This is a genomic window from Zoogloea sp. (genome assembly GCF_044344315.1).
In the GTDB taxonomy this organism is placed as follows: Bacteria; Pseudomonadota; Gammaproteobacteria; order Burkholderiales; family Rhodocyclaceae; genus Zoogloea.
This window is the reverse complement of the sequence record NZ_JBIJDC010000043.1, coordinates 1-17397: the sequence shown is the minus strand read 5'-3', so window position 1 is coordinate 17397 and position 17397 is coordinate 1. Positions and strand designations below refer to the sequence as shown.

The following is a 17397-nucleotide window of genomic DNA, read 5'->3' as shown; positions in this document are numbered from 1 at the left end:
CCCGGGGCTCATTGTTGCGCCGGGATGATAGCGGTTTCGGGTGGCGCCTCGCCGCCGGGAGGGGGTGACGGGGGTGACGGCGCCGGCACAGGTTCCGCCGGCACGGGCGGAGGTGACGCCGGCGGAGAGGGCACCTGAGGTCTCGGACGCCGGGGAGCAGGCCTGGGTTCCGGCTCGGGTTCGGGGGTGGCCCACAGGCCACGCACCCAGCGCCAGCCCCGTTGCAGCAGGCCGGGCTCCTCCCGCGACACGAAGCGCTGGCGCGGTTCGATCAGGCGGTTGGCGAGGGCGTAATGGAAGGTGTCGCCGACGATGGGCAGGGCACTGCGGGCGCCCTGCCCCCAGTAGTCGCTGCGCAGGGTGATGCGGTTGTCGTTGAAGCCGACCCAGGCACCGGCCACCAGTTGCGGGTGCATCAGGATGAACCAGCCGTCGGTGTTGTCCTGGGTGGTGCCGGTCTTGCCGGCCAGGTCGGCGCGCAGGCCGAACTGGTTGCGGATGGCCACGCCGGTGCCCCGGTCCACCACGCCGCGCATCACGTCGAGCAGGGTGTAGGCCACGCCCGGGTCGAGGGCGGCCTCCGGCTTGAGCGGGGCAAATTCCTCCAGCACCTGGCCGCTGCGGTCCTCGATGCGGGTGATCAGCACCGGCTCGATGTAGCCGCCGCCATTGGCCAGGGTGCCGTAGGCCGCCACCATCTCCTTGAGGGTCACCGGGCTGGTGCCCAGGGCCAGGGAGGGCACCTCCTCCAGGGGGCTCTGGCGCACGCCCATCTTCTTCGCCAGCCGGGCCACCCGGGCCGGGCCAACCTCGTCCATCAGTTGTGCGGTGATGCGGTTGCGGGAGTACACCAGGCCGTCGCGCAGGCTCACCGGCTTGCCGCTGGGCGGGGATTCATCGGTGGGGCGCCACACCTCGTCATCGGGCAGGGGAATCTCCACCTCCCGGTCGATCAGGGTATCGCCGGGCTGCATGCCCTTGTCGAAGGCCGCGCCGTAGACAAAGGGCTTGAAGGTGGAGCCGGGCTGGCGGCGGGCCTGGGCCACGTGGTCGAAGGGGTCGGTCTGGAAATCCCGGCTGCCCACCCAGGCGCGCACCTGACCGTCCCGCGGGTCGAGGGCCAGGAAACCCACCTGGACCCGGGTCTGCTCCTGGCGCAGGGCGTCGAGGAAGGGTTTGTCGGCCAGCAGGCGGGCCAACGTCTCCTCGGCTGTCTGCCCCCGGGCCAGGGCTGCGCGATAGGCCTTCGACTCCCGGACGAAGGCCTCCACCAGCTCAGGGCTGCCCGCCCAGCCCTTGCGCCCGGCCCAGGCCTGGTCCGCCAGGGCCTGGAGCTGACGGCCCCGACGTTGCACCGCCTGGGTGGCCTGGGCTTGCAGGCGGCTGTCCAGGGTGGTGCGCACCACCAGCCCGTCGGCGTAGATGTTGTAGCCGTGGCTGTCGGCCCAGGCGATGAGCAGCTTGCGGATCTGCTGGGCAAAGTGGGGCGCCGGGCCGGGGGCTTCGAGCTGGCGCTCGAAGTCGATGCGCAGGGGCTTCTTCTGCAGGCCGGCCAGGCGCACCTCGTCGAGCTTGCCGCGCTTCACCATCTGGGCCAGCACGGTGTTGCGCCGGGCCACCGCCCGCTCGGGGTTGAGCACCGGGTTGTAGTAGCTGTTGCCCTTGAGCATGCCCACCAGGGTGGCCGCCTCCAGCACGTCCAGGCTGCGCGCCGGCTTGTCGAAGTAGGTGCGCGCCGCCATCTCGATGCCCCAGGCGTTGTAAAGAAAGGGCACGGTGTTGAGGTAGGTCTCGAGGATCTCGTCCTTGGAGTACAGGGCTTCGATCTTGAAGGCGGTGATGGCCTCCTTGAGCTTGCGGGTCAGGGTCGGCGCCCGGCCGATCTCGTCGGGGAAGAGGTTGCGCGCCAGCTGCTGGGTCAGGGTCGAGCCGCCCTGCTTGTCACCGGTGAAGGTGCGCAGGGCCGCCCCGGCCAGGCGGTAGAAGTCGATGCCGTGGTGCTCGTAGAAGCGGTGATCCTCGGTGGCGATCAGGGCGGCCGTCACCTGGGGCGAGATGCGCTCCAGCCCCACCCACTCCCGGTTGGCCCACTTGAAGACGGCCAGTTCCTTGCCATCGGCCGACAGCACGCGCGCCGGTTGCTCCAGCTTGGCCTTGCGGATGTCGCGGATGCCCGGGGTGAAGGGGATCAGGATGAGGCTGTAGACCAGCAGCAGGGCCGGCAGGGCGGCAAGGCCGAGCAGCAGCTCGCGGCGGCTGGGGCGACGCAGGCGGGACAGCCCGGGCGCAAGCCGGCTGTGCAGGGCAAGCAGCAGACCGGCAAGGGCCTGCCGCAGACGGAGGAGCAAAGACATTGGGGCAAGGATGACGCTCGGAAGCCACGGGTTTTAACACATATCCCCGTGGGGTCGAATTCATCCGTGTTTCCTCAGTTTGCCGCGACGTCCGATGGTCGATGCGGCCGCTTCTGCAGGAGCGACTCGTAGGGGTGACTCGTAGGGGTGACTCGTAGGGGCGACTCGTAGGGGCGACTTCAGTCGCCCATCGCGCGTCGATCACAGGCACGCCCTTGATCGAAGTCCGCGGGCGACTGAAGTCGCCCCTACAGTCCCTTCAAGCACCGTCCGAGCCTTCAATCGGGCAACTGGCTCTCGCTGAAACCCCACAGGCGGTAGGCCCAGAAGCTCTCGTCGGCAAAGATGCGGCGGCGCAGCTCGGCGGGGGGAAAGCCGGTGACGCGGCGGCTCTGGCGGCACAGGTGGGATTGATCGGCGTAGCCGCTGCTGCTGGCCACGTCGCTCCAGTTCACCTCGCCCGAGCGTCCGGCTACCACGGCGTCGAAGAAGGCCTGCTCGGAGCGACCCATGCCGCGCAGCTCGCGCAGGGGCTGGCCGGTCCATTGCTTGATGCGCCGCTCCACCTGCCGCAGGCTGCGCCCCCAGCCGGAGACGGAGGCGCGCAGGGCGAGGTTGCGCGACCAGTCGGCATACACCCGGACCGGCGAGGCCGCGTCGGGGCGCACCTGCCGCCACAGGGGCGTCAGGAATTCATCCATGAGCGCCACGCGGGCCTCGTCATCGGGGGCCTCATCCACGGCCCGGCACAGGGTCATCCACGGCGCGTCGAGCACCTCGCTGGCGGGCACGATGCGGTTGAGGAAGGCGCCCGGATCCAGTCCGGTGAGCTGGGCCAGGGCGTCGGGCATGAGCATCAGCATCATGGCGTGCATGGGCCCCGGGTTGCGGCTGATCACCGGCCGGTTGAAGGGGCCGCAGAAGGTGATGCGGTCGGGCAGGGGTCGGCCGGGCGTGTCGGGGGCGGCAGGCCGGTGGGGGTCGAGCACCACCGCCTCGCCGCTGAAGTACCAGACAAGGGAGCACATCGGGGAGGCCGGAAAGTGGTTGTAGCGGTCCCCCTCGGCCAACTGCACACTGCGGGTGTCGCGGCTGATCACCGCACGCAGGCAGGACGACAGGGCGGCCCGGGGCAGCCACAGGTCCGAGCGGGCCCCACAGAGGGACGCCGCCAGCTCGCCGGAGGGCATCGGATCGATTCTGAACATGCCCGCAGTATAGGGAGCGTCGCCGGCCACGGCAGCCCCCCAGCATGTCGGAAACGTACAATACCGGCCGGGCAATGCGCCCTTAGCATGCGCTTCGGTCGGGCCGGGAGGGCCGGGCCTCCTGAATCTCACGAGGAATGCGATGCATCCGGTCAGTTTGCACCAGGTCGGCAAGACCTACCGTCTCGGGTCGGTGGACGTGCCGGCCCTCAGCGATATCACCCTCGACATCCACCAGGGCGCCTTCACGGTGCTGTCCGGCCCCTCGGGCAGCGGCAAGACCACTCTGCTCAACCTCATCGGCTGCATCGACATGCCCGACCAGGGGGAGATCACGGTGGCCGGGCAACAGGTGCAGTCCATGCCCGACGATGCCCTGTCGGATTTCCGCGCCCGCCACATCGGCTTCATCTTCCAGAACTTCAACCTGATCCCGGTGCTTAGCGCCCGGGAGAACGTGGAGTATCCACTGGCGCTGGCCGGCGTGGCCGCCAATGAGCGTCGCCGCCGGGTGGAGGCCCTGCTGGACGCGGTGGGCCTGTCGGAGCGACAGCACAACCTGCCGGCCCAGCTCTCCGGCGGCCAGCGCCAGCGGGTGGCGATTGCCCGGGCCCTGGCCACCGCGCCCCGACTGGTGCTCGCCGACGAGCCCACCGCCAACCTGGACAGCCACACCGGCGCCGAGATCATCGCCCTGATGCGCCGCATGCAGCGCGAGCAGGACGTGTCCTTCGTGTTCTCGTCCCACGACCCCCAGGTGCACGCCGAGGCCGACGAGATCATCTTCATCCGCGACGGGCGCATCACCGGCATCGAAGGGGGTCGGGCATGAACACGGTATCCCTGGCCCTGCGCAACCTGCTGCGCAACCGCCGCCGCTCCCATACCACCCTGCTGGCCATGATGGTGGGCCTGGTGGCCATCCTGCTGTTCGGAGGCTATCGCTCCAACATCATCTACGGAACACAGACCGGCTTCGTGCAGCAGACAGGCCACCTGCAGGTCCAGCGCAGGGGTTACTTCCTCGACGGCGGCGACAACCCCACCGCCTACGGCATTGCGAACTACCCCCAGCTTATCGAACGGATCCGCCAGGATCCGGAGCTGGCACCGATGCTGGCCGTTGTCACGCCCACGCTGCAACTGGGCGGCATTGCCGGCAACTTTGCCGCGGGAGTGTCCCGCTCGGTGATGGCAATCGGCCTGATCCCCGAGGATCGCAACCGCATGTATCAGTGGAACGACCTGGGCGTGGTGAGCTACGCCAAGCCGCTGCCCCTGGCCGGGGCCGCCGAAGACACGGTGATCGTCGGCACCGGGGTGGCACGCAGACTGAATCTCTGCGCTCTGCTCGACGCCCCCGACTGTCGCCCGGGAAGGGCGCACACCGCCAGCGAAGGTGCCGCGCTGCCCGACGACATCGCGGCCCTCACCGCCGTGGAGAAGGCCAGCCCGCAGCCGGCGGGCGAGAACCGCATCGAGATGCTCGCCGCCACCGCGCGGGGCGCCCCCAATGTGGCCAGCCTCAATGTGATCAAAGCCAACAACATGGGCATCAAGGCCCTCGACGACGTGTATATGGCCATGCATCTGGCCCAGGCCCAACGCCTGATCTTCGGCACCGGTACGCCCCAGGTCACCGCCATCCTGGTGCAGCTCCGTCACACCTGGCAGATACCTGCCGCCCGCGCACGCCTCAACGCACTGCTGGCCGAGCACTTCAAGGATGCAGACCTGGAGATCCTGGACTTCGAAACCCTCAACCCCATGTACCGGCAGACCAACGAGTTCATGGGCTCCATGTTCAGTTTCATTGCCCTCCTGATCGGCGTCATTGTGCTGTTCACCATCGGCAACACCATGAGTACCGCCGTGGTCGAGCGCACCGCCGAGATCGGCACCCTGCGGGCCATGGGCCTGCGCCGCGCCGGCATCCGCCGCCTGTTCGTGTGCGAGGCCCTGCTGCTGGGCCTCGCCGGCTCGGCACTCGGCGTGCTCTGCGCACTGATCATCGCCTACGCCATCAACCACAGCGGCTGGTCATGGACGCCCCCCGGCTACTCCTACGCCTATCTGATCCTGGTACGCGTCGGCCAGGATATGCCGCTGCTTGTCGGCAGTGTTCTCGGCATGCTCGGCGTCACCCTCCTGTCGGCCTGGTGGCCGGCGCGGCGGGCTGCGAAACTGGTGATCGTCGATGCCCTGCGCCACGCCTGAACCATGAAGATACGACTTCGCCTCCTGGCCCCCCTCCTTGCCCTCGCCACCCTCGCCCTGCCCGCCGGGGCTGCGCCCAGCCCCCAGGAGATCCTCATCGCCAGCGACGCGGTGCGCAACCCGGACTTTCCCTTCGGCCTCACCAACAGCCTCATCGAATACCGCCAGGGCAAGCAGACCGACAGCAGCACCCTGGCCATCTACTCAAAGGCCGACCCCAACGGCGGCCAATTCCGCAGCCTGGTGCGCTATACCGCACCGGCCCGGGATGCCAACAAGCTGATCCTCTTCAACGGCAAGGATCTGTGGTTCTACGACCCGGCCAGCAAGGCCAGCATCCGCCTGTCTGTGGGGGAGGTGTTCATTTGGCACAGGTGAGGAGTGAGGGGCGGGAGCCCGTGAGGCCGCGCCGGGACTGGGATTGAGGGGGTTCTGGGGTGCGCGGCATTTGGGACGCGGGCCGGCGGAAATGGGTGAATCCTGAGCGGATTTGCACGATATTTGGAATCGCGCGGTGAAAAAATGGGCCGGTCTGGTTATCTCCAGGCCGGCCCATTGTGTTTTAACGCTAGAGCTTGCCGCCCGCCCAGATCGCGCGGCCGACAACGGTCAGATTGGCTGCCAGGTCGGCGGGCAGGTGCTGCTCGCGGTAGGCCGGATTGTCACTCCGGATAAAGACGCCACCTGCAAAGTCGGGTTGCAGGCGCTTGGCGATGAGGTGTCCGTCGAGCTGGAGCACATACACGCCATCGGAACTGACCTGGTGCTCGCTGGTATCGACCAGGGCGAGTGCGCCGTCTCGGATAGTTGGCGCCATAGAGTCACCTGCCAGGGTGATTGCGACCAGGTTGCGCGGCGAAAGCCCCTCGCGGCGCAGCCAGTCGCGACGAAAAGCCATTCTCCCCACCTCCTCGGCGTCACCAGGCAGGCGGCCTGCGCCCATGCTGGCTGTGACGTTGTAGCGTGGGATCAGCTCAAACTCCTCTCCGACCTGCCTGTCGGCCAATGACGTGCCTTCCAAAGCCTTTCGAATGCCCACTCCATCCTTCGCAAGGGCATTGCTGCCGCTTTCAATACGGAGAGCAAGAAGCTCTGCAAGATCAGCCTTAACCTCCTCGGCGAAGCTTGCAAGAAAGTCGATATCGGGAAGCCGCTCGCCTCTTTCATAGTTGCCGAGCGTGTTCTTGTGGACCTTCATCCTAGTTGCAAGGTCGTCCAGCGTCATCTGGCCGCGCATTCGCTTGAGGGCTTCACCAATCATCGTCTCGCGCCTTACTTTCAGTGTGTCGTTAACTCATCAAGGGTTAACGACACTTGGGCAGTGCAGTTTGCGACATGTCGCAAACTCGCAAGCCATTGATTTTAAAAAGCTCGGCTGCTTTTCAACCTCAAATGAAGGTTCGTAGTTAACGACACGTGGGCGCAACGCACACGATTGGTTGACTGAACACACAAACGAGGGTTTAATGTCACGTATCGCACTACCACCACGCAGAGCGGAACATGACAGCCAGCAGCCCCAAAAAAGCCAGTCATCAGGACTGGCACAAGGAGGACGTTAAAGCCGCCCTCCGCAAAAAGAACATCACCCTCAAGGCGCTCGCAGACCGGCACGGATTGACCAGTTCGTCACCGCTTTCTGCCGCCCTTGAGCGCTCCTACCCCATCAATGAGCGGCGCATCGCAGACGCACTCGGATTGCACCCGAAGGAGATCTGGCCCAGCCGCTACTTTGAGGATGGATCCCGACGTCCGCAGGGCTCGCATGCCCTGAAGTCTACCTGCCGTAGCGGCGGGCGCAATGGCAATGCACGGGTGGGGGCGTAACCATGTGGACGATCCCTTTGTTCAAGGTTCGGAGCGCCCTTTCATTGACGGCCGCGCGTCAGCGTGAGCGTCACACGCTTGATCGTGCCCTTCGCCTGGCGGGCGAGGATGGGGAGCTTCGCACAGCGATTCGTGCGGCTGTCCTCGATGCGCAGATAGCGACCGCCATGGCGATTCATGCTGACGGGAAGGCTCTCTCTGGCGCCGAAAGAGCAGCATGATCCGCCGCGCCAACGACACGCTCACGGGTGACCTTTTTGAGGTGCCCGTACCCAAGGCCGCCTTGCCTGGTGCGCTGAACTTCGGCATCGCGCTTCGGCATGTGCTGTGCGACGTACTGAAGGCTGCACCGCTTGGGCGCGCAGAGATCGCGGCCCGAATGTCGGAGCTCATCGGCGAGCCTGTCAGCAAGCGGCAACTCGATGCCTGGACGGCTGAGAGCCGCAACTGGAATGAGGAGACTCACCAAGCGTGGAGATTTCCCCTTGAGTACTTGCCGGCCCTGGAAGTGGCCTGCGAAACCCATGCTTTGACGGCGTGGGTGGTGGATCTGCGCGGGGGCAAGTTGTTGGTGGGCAAGGAAGCACTGGATGCCGAGATCGGCAGGCTGGAGCGCACCCGAGATGAAGCGACAAAGCGCATCAAGAGCCTGAAGCAGCAGATGGGTGAGGCGGACTGAAGCATGAAAACCGTCGGCCCCAAAGACATCGCTGAAGCCCTCGAAACCACGCTGCGCACAGTGCAGCGCTGGGCCGAGCAAGGGCTTCTGCCGGCCCCTACCGAGCGTACGGTGGCCACCACCGGTCGCCCGGAGATGCGCTGGGCGATTACGGCGTTGCCGATCGAGATCAACGTCAAAGGTAAGGTCGTGCCGGTCCGGGCTCGCGTAGCGGGCAAACACATTGAGGCGCTTGTTACCGAGCCCACGAGTGAGGCCCTTGTAACGCTGGACACACCGCCGCTACCCAAGGTTGTGACCTTGAGCAGCGGACAGACCCAATGCACGCGCCGGGGCATGACGCGCAGCACCCGGGAGCGGCTGAACGATGCGGATCGTGCCTACCGCGATGGTGCCCTAGTGCTTTGCCGGGCCATCGAAGATGCGATTGGCAGCACGGGCTGTTCGGCCAAGACCGCTTACCGGGAGCTGGCGGAGCGGATTGTGGCAGGCGTGGCGCGACCGGAGCTGCTCGCCGCAGCAGAGGCCACCTATGTGAAGCGGCGCGCGTCAGGCAATACCGAGAGCGCCCAGGCCAGCCGGCTTTCGAAGATGTACGCCTTGTACCTGGAGGGGTGCCAGGCTGGTGAGGCATCCCTGTTTCTGGTGCCTGGCCGCCGGGAGAAGGACGGGTTCAAGCCCGAGGACATCGCGGCGTTTCTGCGCCATTACTGCCTGACGTCACGCCCTACAGTTGCCAAGGCTTGGCGGGATGCTCGCGCCTGGTATGACGCTCAGGGCTTCCGTTACCCGAGCTACAGCGTGTTCACCCGGCTTGAGAATGAGCTGCCGGTGACCATCAAGTACCGCGGGCGTATGACCGGGGCCGAGTGGCGGGCCCTCAAGCCCTACGTGGATCGTGATGTGTCCATGTTCAAGTCGAACGACATCTGGGTGGGTGACGGCCATACGTTCAAGGCCAAGGTGCAAAGCCCCATCCACGGGCAGGCCTTCCGGCCCGAGATCACGGTGATCATCGACTGGGTGAGCCGGATGATTGTGGGGTGGTCGGTCGCCTTGTCGGAATCGACAATTGCGGTGTCGGATGCCTTCCGGCATGCACAGATGACCACCCGCGCGCGGCCCTTGATCTATTACTCGGACAACGGTTCGGGCCAGACTGGCAAGAGCATCGATTGCCCGATCCACGGCACGCTGGCCCGCCAGGGGATTGCCCACGAAACAGGGATCCCGGGCAACCCGCAGGGGCGCGGCATCATTGAACGGCTGTGGCGCACCACCACGCTGCCGCTTGCGGAGCGCTACCCGACCGTACTCACCAAGACGGCGGACAGGGATTCGATTCGCATCGTCGGGCAGATCCTGGCGAAGGCCGAGCGGAAGGGGGAAACCTCACGTTTACTGCCTTCGTGGAGCCAGTTCATGGCCGACCTGGATGCGGCAGTCCTCGACTACAACACCGGCCACAAGCACCGCGAGCTGGGGGGGCTGACCCCGGCCGAGGCCTACGCCGCCAAGCTGGATAAGGACTCCATTGTTTTCGGGCCGGATGCCGCAGAGATCGACGAGCTGTGGCGCCCGGAGGTCAAGCGCACGCCCTCGCGCTGTGTTTTCACCCTCTTCAACAACACCTACTTCCGCCGGGATCTGCAGGACGAACTGGCAGAAGGGGAAGAGGTGCGCGTGCGTTTCGACATTCACAACGCCGACCGCGTGTGGCTGTACCGCATGGATGGCACCCCCATCGGCGAGGCGATCTGGGATGGCAACAAGAAAGCGGCTTTCCCGGTGCCCTTCGTCGAGCGCAAGCGCGAGGAGCGTGCAGCCGGCATCAAGGCGCGCGCCCAGCGGGAGATCAACCGGGCCGACGCCGAGCTCACCCAGACCCTGATCGCGCCCCCGATGGACGTGGTGCTGGATATCCCCAAGCCGGATGTACCAGCCGTCGATCTGGATGCACTGCTTTACGCGGAAGAAGAGAAGAAGCCGGAAGGCCCGGGCGCCACGGTCTCGATGCTGGATACGTCCGCCTGGTTGTACGGCGACGAGGTCGAGGAGGCGATGAAGAACGAGGATTTTAGGAAGGCTGCCGGGTAGTTCGCACCTACCCGACAGCCGGTTTGCAGCACTTTTACCAGCAAAAGCATCTGGAGTTTATATGAAAAAGCACTTCGTCAAGAACGCCAACTACCGCCGCTTCATGACCGCGATTGCGCGGATTGAAGCGCGTGGCGCCGAAGAATCGTCCCTGATCCTGGTTTATGGACCGCCTGGTGTGGGCAAGACCAGGACAGTGAATCACTACGGTGCCATGCACGACGCCATCACCGTCCCGGGTATGCAGGACATGAACGTCAAGTACGTGCGTGACTGCCTGAAGGACGCCACTGGCCTGGATCCGCGGGGGCGCTGGGCAGAGGCAAAGGCCTTCAAGGACTACTTCGCCGAGCACCGCTACCCGATCATCTTCGATGAAGCTCAGCACGGCCTAAGTCATAACGCCGAGGCCATTGAGTACCTGCGGGCCATCACCGACCACGCCAACGTGCCCCTGGTGCTGGTGTGCCATACCTCCGAGGCGAAGAGGTTTGCCAGGAAGGACCACCAGGCCACCCGGATTGGCCAGGTGTGTGAGCTGGAAGTCGCAACCCTGGACGACTGCGCCCAGTACATCGAGGAGTTGGCGGAAGTCGACGTGACCGACAACCTGCGCGCCGAGATTCACACGCAGAGCAAAGGCCGCTTCCGCTTGATGAAGGACGCCCTGGCCACCGTTGAGCAAGCGGCCAGCAAGCTTGGAAAGGCCACCATCAGCCTGGATGACCTCAAGGGTGTTCGCCTGTGCGAAGACCTTCAGAAGAAGCTGGAGGTCACGAAGTAATGGCCTGGCTGATCTACAACCCCAGCCGTTCAGACGACGCGGGCCGGATGCTCTTCTGGTTCAAGGATGCCCAAGGCCTCACTGACGACATCCGTGCTGCCGGTCGCTTCGACGAGAGCTTTGCAAAGCACATCCAGAACATCAGCTCGGGCGAGACCCGCGCCGTGCCCTTGGTGCTCGTCGAGAAACTGAAGTCGCGCCAGATCATTGATCTGGGTGATGCAGCAAACCGTAATGCCCTGGAGGCGCGCCAGTGACCCAGTGCATCACGCAAACCGTACTCAGCACCATTGGCGCTGGTACGGAATCACATCCAGAGGTAGTGAAAGCCACAGGCTTCACCCGAAGCCAAGTTCACATGGCCACCCAGAAGCTGCGCAAGCGGGGGTTGATCCAGTCCGCAGGCCTTGGGCGCTACGCCATGACCGACGCCGGTCGTGCCTGGCTCGATAGCGGCAAGCGCATTTCCAGCGGGCAAGGCATCAAGAAGGTTCGTCCGACAAGCGGCCTGCGCCAGCGCGCCTGGTGGGTGATCGCCAGGGATCGGACCTTTACCGTCGACAGCCTGCTTTACACCATCGCAACGGGCGACGAACGCAACGCAGAAGACAACCTGCGCAGATATATCAGCGCCCTGGAGCACACCGGCTTCATCACCCGCCTGCCGGCTCGCGCCGGCACCGCCGCGGCCTGGAGCGTTGTCCCTGATCGCATCGGTCGCAAGGCGCCCACCTACCGGCGCCAGCTCAAGCAGGTCGTGTGTGGCAAGACCGGTGCCATCTACACCATCGGAGATCAACACCATGGCTAAGCCTGCCTTACCCCTGGAGGAGATCCAGCGCGCCCGGCAGATGGCGCTGAACGCCACGGCACCCGGCGCCCTCTCCATCACCGATCTGGCGAGCCGAATCGGCTACAGCCGAACAGCCCTGAGCCTCTTCCTCAGTGGCAAGTACTTCGCCAATCCCCAGATCGTGGCCCGAGCTCTGCTGCTGCAGCTCGACAAGCTCGAGTGCCCTTTCACCGGGGAGGAGATCCAGGCCGACGTGTGCAAACGCCGCCACACCGCACTCAAGCCGTTCGGAAACCCCGAGAAGCTCGCCTACTGGACCACGTGCCAGTCGTGCGCCAACAACCCCTCCAGTGAGGAATGACCATGACCTTGAATAAAGACAGGCCGCAGCTTCACAACACGCTGGCCATCAAGCAGTTCAACACGCGCTTCCAGCCGGGTGACTCCGTGCTGTACCTGCCGCGCCCGGACATGCCCCCGGAGTGGGACCGGATCTACACCTCGGCGCGCATGGAAGACGGCGTTGCCGTCGTCGAGCTGGCGGGCCGCGAGGGCGTGTTCCCGATCTCTGTGATCCATGCGATGCCCGTCGAGACGACGCGGGTGCGTGCGCCCCAGAACGACGCGTCGCTGTGGCAGCTCGTTACTGCCTTCGTTTGCGGCTTTGCGGCAGCCACCCTTGTAACGCTGTCGATCGCCCCCGCGGGCGCTGTGGCGCCGGAGAGCATCGTGATCGAGTGCGATGAGCCGGCGGAGTTTGCGGCGGTAGAGGAGGACGTGGCATGAGCCCCGCCACCAACGACTACGCCGACGAAGCGCCGGAGCTGGTCGACTTCCTGCATCGGCAGTCCGCCTTCTTCCGGAAGCTCGGCGGAACGGTGCTGAAGGACGATGCGCAAAAGCTGGCCGACGCGGCTTCGCTCCTGGACAGCTACCGCGCGGGCCTGGTCCTGGTTGATCCCCACCCGCTGCTCGGTGCCGAGCTGATCCGCTGGATGCCAGTGAGCAAAGTGCTGCCGGACGGGGACGAGACCGTACTGCTGCGCGTCGCCGGGCTCACTGAGACCTACGTTTGGGCGGGCTACTACGACGGTGCGCGGTGGGTCTCGGCCGAAGGCGTTCCGCTGGGCGGCGACGTTGTCACGCACTGGGCCGTGTTCCCGGCAGGCCCGGCGGTTTCGGACGCCGCCGAGGAGGCCGTATGAGCCTCGTCCACGTCCGCATCGTCACCTCCGACCGTGCCATCCACCACTTCGACAGCCTCGAAGCCGCCGCACGCTGGCGTCGCCTCCCGCTTGCTGTGCGGGAGCCTCGTTGTGATCTACCTGTCCCGTCACTTGAGCGAGGTGCCCGGCGCCGCTTCATTCTCGCCTCGCTCGCCGCTCGGGATGATCTGAGCTCTCCGGAGATGGCGGCCATGAGTGCCAGCCTGCCGGACGTCATCAACCACATTCTCAAGCCGCTCGTCGTCGATGGCCTCGTCGTCATCTCTGGCCAGATCGCGCGCGGGCGCCGTCTCTATCGCATTACCCCGGCCGGCCGCCAGGCCCTTGCCGAAATCACCACCAACCAGGAGTAAGCATGGCCACCAAGCCCAAATCCAAGCGCGCCGCAGTCACTGTCCACGTCCCCCAGACCCGCGACGACGCGAACACCGCCATCCGCCTCATTGGCATTGACCAGCGCGAGCTGGCCCGGATTGAAGCGAACATGAACGACGAGCTCGCCGCCGTGCGCGAGCGCTACGAAGCCAATGCCTCGCCGCTGCGGGACGCCATCCAGTCACGCATTGACGGCGTGCAGATCTGGGCGGAAGCCAACCGGGCGACGCTCACTCGTGACGGCAAGGTCAAAACCGCCCAGCTCCCGGCCGGTGAATTGGCCTGGCGCATCACGCCTCCGAGCGTCACCGTGCGCGGCCTGGAGGCCGTGCTCCAGCGCCTGCACATCATGGGGCTGAAGGAGTTCATCCGGCCGAAGGAGGAGATCAACAAGGAGGCGATCCTCGAAACCCCCACGGCGCACCCAGTGCGTGCGGTTGAAGGCATCAGCATCACGCAGCGTGAGGAGTTCATCGTCACGCCGTTCGAAACTGAACTGTCGGAGGTGTGAGCCATGGCCCGCACAGCAACAATCCGGATCTCCCAGGGCCGGCGCGGCACAACAATCCGCGCCACCGGCGGCGCTGCGCAAGCGCTGTTTGATGCCATCACCGGCGCAGCGGCAGCGGCCAAGGCCGTCGTCGAGGCCCCGGCCGCCCCGACGCCGGTCCGCAAATACCTGCTTTGCGTCCGCGTCGAGCACAACAGTGCGGGTTGCACCGCCCGCGCCCTGGTATGCGATGACACCGACGAAAGCGCCGTAGGTCTGGAGCGGAAGAGCATCTCGACGCACGACGACTCAGAGCGCGCTGCAGTGGAGCACCTGCTCACCTTGGCCACGCCCCGACTGCGCGTCGTGCGCTGGAAGGCGTGCGAGTACGCCAATCAAGGTCGGACGCTCGACTTCACCGTGATCGCGGAGGCGCCTTGATGGCCACCCCGAAACCCATGTGTGTCCTGACCATCGGCCACTACGACTACCTCATGCCGGCGGAAGCCGGGATGAAAGTCATGCAGCTGATGCAGCAAGCCGTCAGCGCTGAGCGGTCTAGGGAGGATTTCCGGAGCTGGAATGCCGGCAAGCCCGCGCATCTGGCAATGGAGATGGTCTCTGCGGACAAGATCAACATGCCCCCCGGCGCCGAGATCGCACCGGCCCGGCGCCAAGCTACCCCCAAACGCCTAACACAGCAGCCCCTGCGGCTCACGAAAGGAAGCTGAAATGACAATAGTCGAAACGAACATCCTCACCGCGGGCCTGCCGCCCAAGTCCGATCCGGGTTTGCAGAAGGTGTTCCGCGTCGTGATCGGTCTCGTGCGCAATGACGACGATGCCGGCGCCGAAGAGGGCCTCTATGCGATCCTCAAAACAGCCTACGAAGCCGGTGCCGAGAACGCTGGCAAGGTTGCAACCGAGCTGGCCAAGGAGCTGGGCGAAATCGTTGGGGCCCGCGTTATGGGCACCGAACAGGACGCCCTCAAGGCCGTGGATTCATTCATCGCCCGCCGCGCAAAGATCATCCCGAAAACCCCGACCACGCCCGCCGCCCACTGAGTCGCCTCACTCGATACGCCCGTTTCCGGGCGTATCCGGTCAGCTGATTCCCCCCGGAGTAACGCCATGATCCCCGCCTGGAACGAAGACGCCCGCAAGGCCCGCATCAAGGCCATCAAAGCCATCACCGGCAAGCGTGGTGCTGTCCCGATGGACGACGCCACCTACCGTGCCATGATCGGCGGTCAGGTGCCCGGCAAGCGCAGCGCCACCGAGCTGAGCGTGCCGCAGCTCGACAAGGTGCTCGACCACCTCAAGCGCCTGCAGCACCGTGCGGCCACCGACGATGCCCAGGAGTGGCGCTTCGTGTTTGCGCTCATTCCTGCCCGCCAAGTGCATGCCCGCAAGATCTACCGCCTGGCAGAGCGCTGCGGCCGGCTCATGACGCCGCCCCGCCGGGTTGCCACCAAGGCCTACGTTGAGGGCATCGCCCGCCAGATGCTCCAGTGCGACACCGTGCTGGAGTTCGCCGGGGAGGACCTGCTCCACAAGATCGTCCAGGCCCTGGAGATCCACTGCAAGCGGCATGGGGTTTGAAGTGGCCCGCGAGACTACATCCCCCGAAGACGAAGCCGTGCTCGCGCTCTTGCCGCCGAGCCTGGCCGAGCTCGCACGGGTGTCGTCGGTTGCTGCTGCCCTGACCCTGGCGCGCGAGTACGGCGGCCGGCGTATCTACATCCCCGAGGTCATGACCGAGGCGCACCCACTTGCCGTGTTGATCGGCTACGACGCAGCCATGGCCCTCTCACACCACTACCCGGGCGACCGGCCGGAGATCCCGATGTTGCGTGACTGGCGGGCCAAGGTGAAAGCCAACGCCATCGCCAGCGCCAGGCGGGCTGGGCGGACGCAGGCGGATCTGGCGAGGGAGTATGGGATGACGGAGCGCGGGATTCGGCTGGCGGAGCGGAGGGCCGAAGTGGTGGCGGATGTGGATCAGCTGGATCTGTTTTGAGGCGCGACGCAACTAAGGAGCGCTATGCCTGTGCACCGCTGCACTGACCTTAGTGTTACCTGCAGGTACAATCCGCAGCGGAGAGAATATGAAAACAGCAACTGACGTTGCCCCAGCGCCTGCGAGCGGGGGCATTTTTGCATCGCCCTTGCGCTACCCCGGTGGAAAGGGGCGCCTCGGGCCGTGGCTTGCACGCCTGATGCGCCACAACCGGATCAGCGGTGGGTGGTATGTGGAGCCCTACGCCGGCGGGGCAGGAGCCGCATGGTTCTTACTGCTGCAGGGGTATGTGGATCACATCGTAATCAACGATCTCGATCCCGTTGTGCACGCGTTCTGGTGGGCCGTGCTCAATGACTCAGTGGGGCTCATCGAGTTGATCGAATCTACGCCCGTCACCATTGATTCCTGGAAGCAACAAAAGGCCGTGCTGGCATCGCCAGAAGCCTTTACACAGACTCAGGTTGGGTTTGCTACCTTCTTTTTGAACCGGACAAATCGCTCTGGCATTCTCAAGGCGGGAGTAATCGGGGGGCTCGAACAGACTGGCGCATATGCAATCAATGCACGCTTCAACAAGCACGATCTGGTAGAGCGGGTGCGTGCCCTGTCTGCGTTGCGCACGCATGTAACGCTCTATGGCCTGGATGCACTCGACCTGCTCGACGAGCTACGGCCCATCCTGCCAGCCAAGAGCCTGATCTATCTGGACCCGCCGTACTTTCAGAAGGGTAGCCAGCTGTATCGAAATCACTACCGCCCTGACGACCACGCTCGCATTGCCACGCGTGTGCTTGAGATCGAAACTCCTTGGGTGGTCACTTACGATAACTGCGCCGAGATCCGCGCCCTGTATGCCAACTGCCAGGGCACGGAGTTTTCGCTGCATTACTCGACGGGCAAGGAGCGGCCGCTGGCCACTGAAGTCATGTTCTATGACAACCTTACGCTTGCCGACGAACCGGTTCTGACCCGCGGGCACTGATTTGCTCCTTACGGCGCGCGCAGAGTCAGGCCCAGCACGCGCGAACGAAGCAACCGATCTCGTCCCACAGGCTGTTGACTGCCTGATGGGTGGGGTGAAAGTTGTCGCGGTGCACCCAGAGATGGAGGGTCTTGAGGTGAAGGATCCCACCCTCGGAGCGAGAGTGCAGGATGATGACCTCATGTTGTGTAGCGTTGAGTGTTCCTGCTGCCTTCATATGGTCTGCGATCTGCGCGATTCTTTTGGGCACCTCGAATAACCCGAGGTTTTCAATGAATTCCGCCGCGCAACGATGATCGCGACCAAATTCGGTTCAATTTCGCTGAGCAAACACCGCCTTTC

At 65.1% G+C, this 17397-nt stretch carries 24 protein-coding genes; 20 read left to right on the top strand and 4 right to left on the bottom strand.

The features are described from left to right. Positions 1-8 precede the first annotated feature (8 nt). Positions 9-2354: a penicillin-binding protein 1A gene (locus ACIQ09_RS11200; RefSeq protein WP_398309346.1), complete on the bottom strand. Its 2346-nt coding sequence runs from the start codon at positions 2352-2354 to the stop codon at positions 9-11. Between the two features lie 278 nt (positions 2355-2632). Next, the gene (locus ACIQ09_RS11195) at positions 2633-3562 is read right to left on the bottom strand and encodes a helix-turn-helix domain-containing protein (protein WP_398309343.1); all 930 of its coding nucleotides are present in this window, start codon (positions 3560-3562) and stop codon (positions 2633-2635) included. A 142-nt stretch (positions 3563-3704) separates the two neighbouring features. Between ACIQ09_RS11195 and ACIQ09_RS11190 the strand changes: the two genes are divergently transcribed. The 3 genes from ACIQ09_RS11190 to ACIQ09_RS11180 are packed head-to-tail and all read left to right on the top strand — an operon-like array spanning position 3705 to position 6157. After that, the gene (locus ACIQ09_RS11190; protein ID WP_398309340.1) at positions 3705-4394 is read left to right on the top strand and encodes an ABC transporter ATP-binding protein; all 690 of its coding nucleotides are present in this window, start codon (positions 3705-3707) and stop codon (positions 4392-4394) included. Continuing rightward, the gene (locus ACIQ09_RS11185; RefSeq protein ID WP_398309337.1) at positions 4391-5779 is read left to right on the top strand and encodes an ABC transporter permease; all 1389 of its coding nucleotides are present in this window, start codon (positions 4391-4393) and stop codon (positions 5777-5779) included. Before ACIQ09_RS11190 ends, ACIQ09_RS11185 begins: the two co-directional genes overlap by 4 nt. A 3-nt stretch (positions 5780-5782) precedes the next feature. Next, positions 5783-6157, top strand: coding sequence for a hypothetical protein (locus tag ACIQ09_RS11180; RefSeq protein ID WP_398309334.1), 375 nt, complete (start codon positions 5783-5785; stop codon positions 6155-6157). Positions 6158-6347: 190 nt separating this feature from the next. Here ACIQ09_RS11180 and ACIQ09_RS11175 read toward each other — a convergent pair whose 3' ends face one another. Further along, positions 6348-7040: an XRE family transcriptional regulator gene (locus ACIQ09_RS11175; protein ID WP_398309331.1), complete on the bottom strand. Its 693-nt coding sequence runs from the start codon at positions 7038-7040 to the stop codon at positions 6348-6350. 242 nt (positions 7041-7282) lie between these two features. On the opposite strand from ACIQ09_RS11175, the gene ACIQ09_RS11170 reads away from it, so the two are divergent. Further along, positions 7283-7606, top strand: coding sequence for a helix-turn-helix domain-containing protein (locus ACIQ09_RS11170; RefSeq protein ID WP_398309328.1), 324 nt, complete (start codon positions 7283-7285; stop codon positions 7604-7606). Positions 7607-7647: 41 nt separating this feature from the next. On the opposite strand, the gene ACIQ09_RS11165 is transcribed toward ACIQ09_RS11170, so the two are convergent. Further along, the gene (locus ACIQ09_RS11165; protein WP_398309325.1) at positions 7648-7785 is read right to left on the bottom strand and encodes a hypothetical protein; all 138 of its coding nucleotides are present in this window, start codon (positions 7783-7785) and stop codon (positions 7648-7650) included. A 38-nt stretch (positions 7786-7823) separates the two neighbouring features. Here ACIQ09_RS11165 and ACIQ09_RS11160 point away from each other — a divergent pair, with 38 nt between their 5' ends. The 16 genes from ACIQ09_RS11160 to ACIQ09_RS11085 all read left to right on the top strand — a co-directional run bounded on the left by ACIQ09_RS11160 (position 7824) and on the right by ACIQ09_RS11085 (position 17055). Next, positions 7824-8285 carry a hypothetical protein gene (locus ACIQ09_RS11160; protein WP_398309322.1) on the top strand — a complete coding sequence of 154 codons (462 nt, stop codon included), beginning with the start codon at positions 7824-7826 and terminating at the stop codon, positions 8283-8285. Positions 8286-8288: 3 nt separating this feature from the next. Then, positions 8289-10382, top strand: coding sequence for a Mu transposase C-terminal domain-containing protein (locus tag ACIQ09_RS11155; protein WP_398309319.1), 2094 nt, complete (start codon positions 8289-8291; stop codon positions 10380-10382). Positions 10383-10443: 61 nt separating this feature from the next. Continuing rightward, positions 10444-11166: an AAA family ATPase gene (locus tag ACIQ09_RS11150; RefSeq protein WP_398309316.1), complete on the top strand. Its 723-nt coding sequence runs from the start codon at positions 10444-10446 to the stop codon at positions 11164-11166. Then, positions 11166-11423 carry a hypothetical protein gene (locus tag ACIQ09_RS11145; RefSeq protein WP_398309313.1) on the top strand — a complete coding sequence of 86 codons (258 nt, stop codon included), beginning with the start codon at positions 11166-11168 and terminating at the stop codon, positions 11421-11423. Before ACIQ09_RS11150 ends, ACIQ09_RS11145 begins: the two co-directional genes overlap by 1 nt. A gap of 101 nt (positions 11424-11524) precedes the next feature. Further along, complete coding sequence (locus tag ACIQ09_RS11140; protein ID WP_398309310.1) at positions 11525-11977, top strand: hypothetical protein; 453 nt, start codon at positions 11525-11527, stop codon at positions 11975-11977. Next, complete coding sequence (locus ACIQ09_RS11135) at positions 11970-12320, top strand: helix-turn-helix domain-containing protein (protein WP_398309307.1); 351 nt, start codon at positions 11970-11972, stop codon at positions 12318-12320. The genes ACIQ09_RS11140 and ACIQ09_RS11135 overlap by 8 nt, the downstream gene beginning before the upstream one ends. A 2-nt stretch (positions 12321-12322) precedes the next feature. After that, positions 12323-12745: a hypothetical protein gene (locus ACIQ09_RS11130; RefSeq protein ID WP_398309304.1), complete on the top strand. Its 423-nt coding sequence runs from the start codon at positions 12323-12325 to the stop codon at positions 12743-12745. Then, positions 12742-13164, top strand: a complete 423-nt coding sequence (locus ACIQ09_RS11125; protein WP_398309301.1) for a hypothetical protein — start codon at positions 12742-12744, stop codon at positions 13162-13164. Before ACIQ09_RS11130 ends, ACIQ09_RS11125 begins: the two co-directional genes overlap by 4 nt. Continuing rightward, a complete protein-coding gene (locus tag ACIQ09_RS11120; protein ID WP_398309298.1) occupies positions 13161-13538 on the top strand; it encodes a hypothetical protein in 378 nt (125 codons plus the stop codon). Before ACIQ09_RS11125 ends, ACIQ09_RS11120 begins: the two co-directional genes overlap by 4 nt. 2 nt (positions 13539-13540) lie before the next feature. Next, entirely contained in the window at positions 13541-14071 is a 531-nt protein-coding gene (locus ACIQ09_RS11115; protein ID WP_398309295.1) for a host-nuclease inhibitor Gam family protein, read from the top strand. Between the two features lie 3 nt (positions 14072-14074). Then, entirely contained in the window at positions 14075-14491 is a 417-nt protein-coding gene (locus tag ACIQ09_RS11110; RefSeq protein WP_398309292.1) for a hypothetical protein, read from the top strand. Further along, a complete protein-coding gene (locus ACIQ09_RS11105) occupies positions 14491-14781 on the top strand; it encodes a hypothetical protein (RefSeq protein WP_398309289.1) in 291 nt (96 codons plus the stop codon). Before ACIQ09_RS11110 ends, ACIQ09_RS11105 begins: the two co-directional genes overlap by 1 nt. 1 nt (position 14782) lies before the next feature. Continuing rightward, positions 14783-15115 carry a hypothetical protein gene (locus ACIQ09_RS11100; protein ID WP_398309286.1) on the top strand — a complete coding sequence of 111 codons (333 nt, stop codon included), beginning with the start codon at positions 14783-14785 and terminating at the stop codon, positions 15113-15115. Between the two features lie 66 nt (positions 15116-15181). After that, positions 15182-15652: a regulatory protein GemA gene (locus tag ACIQ09_RS11095; protein WP_398309283.1), complete on the top strand. Its 471-nt coding sequence runs from the start codon at positions 15182-15184 to the stop codon at positions 15650-15652. After that, positions 15642-16070, top strand: coding sequence for a Mor transcription activator family protein (locus tag ACIQ09_RS11090; protein ID WP_398309280.1), 429 nt, complete (start codon positions 15642-15644; stop codon positions 16068-16070). Before ACIQ09_RS11095 ends, ACIQ09_RS11090 begins: the two co-directional genes overlap by 11 nt. 88 nt (positions 16071-16158) lie before the next feature. Continuing rightward, positions 16159-17055 carry a DNA adenine methylase gene (locus tag ACIQ09_RS11085; protein ID WP_398309277.1) on the top strand — a complete coding sequence of 299 codons (897 nt, stop codon included), beginning with the start codon at positions 16159-16161 and terminating at the stop codon, positions 17053-17055. The last annotated feature ends 342 nt before the right edge of the window (positions 17056-17397 follow it).